Annotated in this window: 5 protein-coding genes, 1 rRNA gene and 1 pseudogene; 1 reads left to right on the forward strand and 6 read right to left on the reverse strand. The window is 71.2% G+C overall.

Annotated features, from left to right (window positions below):
* Nucleotides 1–19: 19 nt before the first annotated feature.
* The 3 genes from ACWD0Y_RS28955 to ACWD0Y_RS28965 all read right to left on the reverse strand — a co-directional run bounded on the left by ACWD0Y_RS28955 (nucleotide 20) and on the right by ACWD0Y_RS28965 (nucleotide 3299).
* The gene (locus tag ACWD0Y_RS28955) at nucleotides 20–1087 is read right to left on the reverse strand and encodes a FecCD family ABC transporter permease (protein WP_450263277.1); all 1068 of its coding nucleotides are present in this window, start codon (nucleotides 1085–1087) and stop codon (nucleotides 20–22) included.
* Complete coding sequence (locus ACWD0Y_RS28960) at nucleotides 1084–2136, reverse strand: FecCD family ABC transporter permease (protein WP_450263281.1); 1053 nt, start codon at nucleotides 2134–2136, stop codon at nucleotides 1084–1086. The genes ACWD0Y_RS28955 and ACWD0Y_RS28960 overlap by 4 nt, the downstream gene beginning before the upstream one ends.
* Before the next feature lie 134 nt (nucleotides 2137–2270).
* Entirely contained in the window at nucleotides 2271–3299 is a 1029-nt protein-coding gene (locus ACWD0Y_RS28965) for an HAD hydrolase-like protein (protein ID WP_450263278.1), read from the reverse strand.
* 72 nt (nucleotides 3300–3371) lie between these two features.
* Between ACWD0Y_RS28965 and ACWD0Y_RS28970 the strand changes: the two genes are divergently transcribed.
* Nucleotides 3372–4655: a DUF1015 family protein gene (locus tag ACWD0Y_RS28970; protein WP_450263279.1), complete on the forward strand. Its 1284-nt coding sequence runs from the start codon at nucleotides 3372–3374 to the stop codon at nucleotides 4653–4655.
* A gap of 70 nt (nucleotides 4656–4725) precedes the next feature.
* Here ACWD0Y_RS28970 and ACWD0Y_RS28975 read toward each other — a convergent pair whose 3' ends face one another.
* The 3 genes and pseudogenes from ACWD0Y_RS28975 to rrf form a co-directional block, all read right to left on the reverse strand.
* Nucleotides 4726–5508 carry a hypothetical protein gene (locus ACWD0Y_RS28975; protein WP_450263282.1) on the reverse strand — a complete coding sequence of 261 codons (783 nt, stop codon included), beginning with the start codon at nucleotides 5506–5508 and terminating at the stop codon, nucleotides 4726–4728.
* A 66-nt stretch (nucleotides 5509–5574) separates the two neighbouring features.
* Nucleotides 5575–6987 (reverse strand): annotated as a pseudogene (locus ACWD0Y_RS28980) (hypothetical protein); the annotation flags it as partial.
* Nucleotides 6988–7016: 29 nt separating this feature from the next.
* Nucleotides 7017–7121 (reverse strand): 5S ribosomal RNA (gene rrf / locus ACWD0Y_RS28985); the annotation flags it as partial.

Consider the following 7121-nt stretch of genomic DNA (forward strand, 5'->3'; position numbering starts at 1 on the left):
GGTTCCGTACGGCGACGGCTCATATGCGTCCCGCCTTGCGTTCGGTGACCAGCAGCCACAGCAGATAACAGCCGCCGAGCACCCCGGTCACCACGCCCACCGGCAGCTGCTTGCCGCCGAAGGCCTGCTGCGCAACCCAGTCGGCGACCACCAGCAGGACGGCTCCCATGGAGGCCGAGGCCCCGAGATTGGCCCCCGGCGAGCGCGTCAGCCTGCGGGCGAGCTGCGGCGCGCTCAGCGCCACGAAGGCGATGGGGCCGGCGGCGGCCGTGGCCACCGCGATGAGCAGCACGGCGGACAGCATCAGCACCAGCCGGCCGCGTTCGACGCCGACTCCGAGGGCGTACGCCGCGTCGTCGCCCATCTCCATCATCCGCAGCGACCGCCCGTGCCCCAGCACCAGCGGAACGAGCACGGCGCACACGCCGAGCAGCGGCCACGCCTGCTCCCAGCCCCGCCCGTCGAGCGAGCCCGTCATCCACACCGTGGCCCGGGTCGCGTCGACGATGCTGGCCTTGGTGATCAGGTAGTGGTTGAGCGCCGTGAGCATGGCGGCGGCGCCGATTCCGACGAGCACCAGACGGAAGCCGTGCACGCCCCTCTTCCACGCCAGGAAGTAGACGGCGGCTCCCGTCAGCAGACAGCCGACGAGCGCGCCGCCCGTCACCGCGAAGGCGTTGCCCTTGAACAGCACGATCACGACCAGCGCGCCGGCCGTCGCACCCTGCCCGAAGCCGATCATGTCGGGGCTGCCGAGCGGATTGCGGGAGATGGACTGGAAGACCGCCCCGGACATCCCGAGCGCCGCACCGACGAGCAGCGCGACGACGACCCTCGGCAGGCGCAGCTCGGTGACGATGAACTCCTGCGACGAGGTGCCGTTTCCGAGGAGCGTACGGACGACGTCGCCCGGTGACATCGGGAAGTCACCGCTGCCGATGAGTACGACCCCCATGGCCAGCGCCGCGGCGCTGAGCAGCAGCACGACGAGGAGTGCCCTGGGCTCGACCCTGAAGGAGAGTCCGCCGCGGGTGCGTATCGCGCGGACCCCCCGGGCGGAACGGGGGGCGGGAGAGGTAACAGTCACAGTTGGGCCATCTTCCGGCGGCGTACGAGATAGATGAACACGGGCCCGCCGACCAGCGCGGTCACGATGCCGACCTGGAGCTCGGAGGGCCGGGCGACGACCCGCCCGATGACGTCCGAGCCCAGCAGCAGCACCGGCGAGAGCACCGTGGCGTACGGCAGGATCCAGCGCATGTCGGGTCCCGTGAGGGTCCGGACGAGGTGCGGCACCATCAGCCCGATGAAGACGATCGGCCCGCAGGCGGCGGTCGCGGCGCCGCACAGCAGCGTCACGGCGACCATCGCGAGTACGCGGGTACGGGTCAGATGCGCGCCCAGGGCCCTCGCCGTGTCCTCGCCCATCTCCATCGCGTTGAGCGGCCGCGCGATGAACAGCGCGAGCACGACACCGACGGCGATGAACGGCCACACCTTGCCGATGATCTCCATGTCGGCGGAGGCCAGCGAGCCGACGGTCCAGAAACGAATCTGCTCCAGCGCCGCCGAGTCCATCAGCTGTACGGCGTTGACGTAGCCGTAGAGCGCGGCGGTCGCGGCGGTGCCGGCGAGCGCGAGCCGTATCGGCGTCGCGCCGCGGCTGCCGCCGAGGAAGTACACCAGCACGGAGACGACTCCCGCGCCGACGAAGGAGAACCACACGTATCCGGTCAGCGAGTTGACCCCGAGGAAGCTGATCGCGGAGACGACGGCGGCCGCGGCCCCCGCGTTCACGCCCAGGATCCCCGGTTCCGCGAGCGGGTTGCGGGTGAGTCCCTGCATGACCGCTCCGGAGAGCCCGAGCGCCGCGCCGACGAGCACGCCCAGCAGGGTGCGGGGCACCCGCACGTCCTGGACGATCACGTCGTTGCCGGTGCCCGAGGCATGGAACAGGCCGTGCCACACGTCGCCCAGGGCAAGCGGTTTGGCGCCGATCGCGATACTCGCGACGACGACCAGCAGCAGCACGCCGAGGGAGAGGAACAATCCCACAGCTCGTACGGCATTGCGTTTCCGGGGCGCGGGGGCCGGCGGGGCCGGTATCGCGCTCTGTCTGGGAGGACTGTCGACCAACACGGAGTTAGGTTAGCCTACCCTGCCATCGCGACAAACAGTCCTGCCCCTCCCGGCCCCCGGACACCCGCGCACAGGGCCGCGACGGCAGCCGAGGCCGGGGCCGTCACAGCGCGTGCGTCACAGCGCGTACGTCAAAGACCCACCCGGGCCAGCGCCTTGCCCGCGTCCAGCCCGCACTCCCCGTCCCCGGCGTACGTCCAGGCCGCCGCGCACAGCGCCCGCAGCCCGTCCAGCGCCGCGCCCTCGCCGTCGATCACCAGCGCCTCGCCCCGCACGGAAGCGGTCCACCCGCCGCACGTGAACCCGCCGTCCGCCCCGGACACTTCCGGCTGCCCGGTGAGCAACCCCCGCAGATCCGCGTCCACATACGTCGGCCGGTACTTCGGCGCGGCCGCCAGCAGCTGCGCGGCGTCCGTCACCCCGGTCAGTACGAGCAGCGAGTCCACGCCGCCCGCGTTCGCGCCCTCGATGTCCGTGTCCAGCCGGTCCCCGACCACCAGCGGCCGCTCGGCGCCGGTCCGCAGGATCGTTTCCCTGTGCATCGGCGGCAGCGGCTTGCCCGCCACCTGCGGCTCGGCGCCCGTGGCGATCCGTACGACCTCCACCGCCGCGCCGTTGCCCGGCGCGATCCCCCGCGGACTGGGAATCGTCAGATCGGTGTTGGACGCGAACCACGGCAGCCCGCCCGCGACGGCGTACGAGGCTTCCGCGAGCCTCCCCCACGGCATGTCGGGCCCGCCGTACCCCTGCGCCACGGCCACCGGGCCGTCGTCGGCCGACTCCACCGGCACCAGCCCGCGCTCACGCAGCGCGACCCGCAGCCCGTCCCCACCCACCACCAGGACCCGCGCCCCCTGCGGAATCTGATCGGCGATCAGCCGGGCCACGGCCTGCGCCGACGTGATGACGTCCCCGGCCTCCGCCGGCACCCCGAGTTCCGTGAGGTGCCCGGCGACCGCATCGGGCGTCCGCAGCGCGTTGTTGGTCACATATGCGAGATGCATCCCGCCCTGCCGGGCCACCCCGAGCGCGTCCACCGCGTGCGCGATGGCCTCACCGCCCGCGTAGACGACACCGTCCAGGTCCAGCAGAGCCGTGTCGTACGCCTCCTTCAGCGCACGCGCGCTCGCGTCGGGCCGGGTCCTGGTCTGCTGGCTCATCGGGCCTCGCTCCTAGATAGCTGCTTGTCCCCCGATCATCGCTCATCGCAGGACCCCACTTACGATGCACCAATGAGCACACCTGGTCGGCCCGAGGAGGACCACGGCCTGCGCCTGGCCCCATTCCGTGGACTGCGCTACGTCCCCGAACGCGTGAGCAGCCTGGCCGCCGTGACGTCCCCGCCGTACGACGTCGTCGTACGGCCCGACGGCCTCCACCACCTGGAATCGGCCGACCCGTACAACATCGTCCGCCTGATCCTCCCGCAGGCCGCCACCTCCGCGACCCGCAACCAGCAGGCCGCCGACACCCTCCACCACTGGCTGTCGGAGGGCGTGCTCGCCCTGGACCCCGAGCCCGCCCTGTACGTGTACGAGCAGCGCAGCGGCGATCTCCTCCAGCGCGGCCTCATCGGCGCCCTCGCCCTCACCCCGCCCGCCGAGGGCATCGTCCTCCCCCACGAGGACGTCATGCCGCACGTCGTCGCCGACCGCGCGGCCCTGATGCGCGCCACCGCGGCCAACCTCGAACCGCTTCTGCTGACCTACCGCAGCCGCGGCGACGCCACTGGCGCGACCGCCGTCATCGAGCGCACCATCCTCCGCTCCCCCCTCCTGGCCACCACCACCGAGGACGGTTTCAGCCACCGCCTGTGGTCCATCACGGACCCGGCCGAGCTGGCCGAAGTCACGGCGGACCTGTCCCACCGCCAGGCGCTCATCGCGGACGGCCACCACCGCTGGGCCACGTACCTCCGCCTCAAGGCGGAACAACCGGCTCCCGGCCCCTGGGACTCCGGTCTCGTCCTCCTCATCGACACGGCCCGTTACCCGCTCCAGGTCCGGGCCATCCACCGCCTGCTGCGCCGCCTCCCCGTCGCCGGCGCCCTCGCCGCCGCCGCGGGCGCCTTCCGCATCCGCGAAGTCCCGGGCCCGCTCCCCCGGGCCCTGGACGCCCTTGGCGAAGCGGCCACCGCCGGCAACGCGTTCCTCCTGGCCGGAGACGGCACCTTCCACCTCGTCGACCGCCCCGACGAGGCCCTGCTGTCCCGTACGGTCCCGGCCGGCCGCCCCGAAGCCTGGCGGACCCTGGACGCGACCGTCCTGCACGCCACGCTCCTGGACCACGTGTGGTCGATTCCCGACGCCCCCGAGGACATCGCGTACATCCACGGCGCCGAGGCGGCCGTCACCCAGGCGGAGCGCCACGGCGGCACGGCCGTCCTGATGCATCCGGTACGCGAAGAAGTCGTCCGGGACCTGGCCCGCCAGGGCGTCACGATGCCCCGCAAGTCCACGTCGTTCGGCCCGAAGCCGGCGACGGGCCTGGTCCTGCGCAGCCTCGACCTGAGCTGAGCCGAACCGGTCCCGGAACGCGAAAGGGCGGCACCCCACCGGGGTGCCGCCCTCACTCACTCACACGGACTCAGTCCTTGTCGCCCTCACCAGGCTCCACGCCGGTCTCGTCCTGATCCTCCGCGGCGGACTCGGCCACCGGCTCACCACTCTCGACGCTCTCCTCGTCGAGAGCGTCGACGAAGTCGACACCGTCGAGCTGGGCAAGCCGGTCGGAAGCGTCCGTCAAACCGTCCTTGTCGGCCTCGATCGCCTTGGCGAACCACTCACGGGCCTCAGCCTCGCGCCCGGCCGTCAGCAGCGCATCGGCGTACGCGTACCGCAGTCGCGCGGTCCACGGCTGCACCGAGTTCGACGCCAGCTCGGGCCCCTGAAGAGTCACGATGGCGGCATCGATCTGCCCCATGTCCCGGCGCGCTCCGGCCGCGACCAGACGCATCTCGACCTGTCCCGCCTTGTCGAGCTTCTGCACCTCGGGCTCACCGGCCATCGCCATCGCCCGCTCCGGCCGCCCGAGACCGCGCTCGCAGTCGGCCATGACGGGCCACAGCTCCACGCTCCCGGTCATACGGCGGGCCGCGCGGAACTCCGCGAGCGCCTCCGTGTACCGCTGAGTCGCGTACGCCGCGAAGCCCGCGGCCTCACGCACTGCGGCCACCCGCGAGGCGAGCCTCAGCGCGATGCGCGAGTAGGCGTACGCCTCCTCGGGATCGTCGTCGATGAGGTTCGCGACCATGACGAGGTTCTTGGCGACGTCCTCGGCAAGAGTCTTCGGCAGGCTCTGGAGCTCCTGACGAACGTCCTTGTCGATCTCGTGACCCGTGACGTCCTCAGGGATGGGGAGCCGCCTGATGGGCTCACGCTCCCGGTCGTCACGCTGCCCGCGGTACGCGTCACGGTCACCGCGGTCGTCACGACCGCCACGGAACCCACCCCGGTCGTCATCACGACGCTGGAAGCCACCACCGGACGGACGGTCATCACGACGCGGCCCACTGCTCGGCCGGTCATCACGACGCTGATACCCACCACCGCTGGGACGGTCATCACGACGCTGGAAGCCACCACCGGACGGACGGTCATCACGACGCTGATACCCACCACCGCTGGGACGGTCATCACGACGCTGGAAGCCACCACCGGACGGACGGTCGTCACGACCACCACGGAAGCCACCACGGTCGTCATCACGACGCGGCCCACCGCTGGGACGGTCATCACGACGCTGGAAGCCACCACCGCTGGGACGGTCATCACGACGCTGGTAACCACCACCGGACGGACGGTCATCACGACGCTGGAAGCCACCACCGGACGGACGGTCATCACGACGCGGCCCACCGCTGGGCCGGTCATCACGACGCTGATACCCACCACCGCTGGGACGATCGTCACGACGCTGGTAACCACCACCGGACGGACGGTCATCACGACGCTGGAAGCCACCACCGGACGGACGGTCATCACGACGCGGCCCACTGCTCGGCCGGTCATCACGACGCTGATACCCACCACCGGACGGACGATCGTCACGACGCTGGTAACCACCACCGCTGGGACGGTCATCACGACGCGGCGCACGGTCGTCACGACCGCCACGGAACCCACCACGGTCGTCGTCACGACGCTGGTAACCGCCACCACCGCCGGCCGGACGGCCGTCTCGGCTGTCGTCCCGACGAGGACCGCTGCTCGGCCGGTCATCACGACGCTGATACCCACCACCGCTGGGACGATCGTCACGACGCTGGTAACCACCACCGGACGGACGGTCATCACGACGCTGGTAACCACCACCGCTGGGACGGTCATCACGACGCTGGAAGCCACCACCGGACGGACGGTCATCACGACGCGGCCCACTGCTCGGCCGGTCATCACGACGCGGCGCACGGTCGTCACGACCGCCACGGAACCCACCACGGTCGTCGTCACGACGCTGGTAACCGCCACCACCGCCGGCCGGACGGCCGTCTCGGCTGTCGTCCCGACGAGGACCGCTGCTCGGCCGGTCGTCACGACGCTGGAAGCCACCGCCGCCGCTCGGACGCCCGCCTCGGTCGTCACGACCGCCTCGCGCAGCTCCGCCGGTGGGGCGGTCGTCACGACGGAACCCACCACGATCGTTGTCCCGGCGCGGCGCACGGTCGTCACGACCGCCACGGTATCCGCCCCTGTCATCGCCGTCTCGCCGGCGCGGCTCGCGCTCCGGACGATCGTCGGAAGAGTTGGTGGACATCGGTTGGCTCCTGTCTTGGGGTAACGCAGTCATTCTCGCGCAGTCGGTCGTCCGACGCGCTTCGGAAAACAAAAAGGACCCTTGGTCCAGCATGAACGCTGGACCAAGGGTCCTGAAAGATTGTTCGGCGGCGTCCTACTCTCCCACAGGGTCCCCCCTGCAGTACCATCGGCGCTGAAAGGCTTAGCTTCCGGGTTCGGAATGTAACCGGGCGTTTCCCTAACGCT

This window comes from Streptomyces altiplanensis (assembly GCF_053591575.1).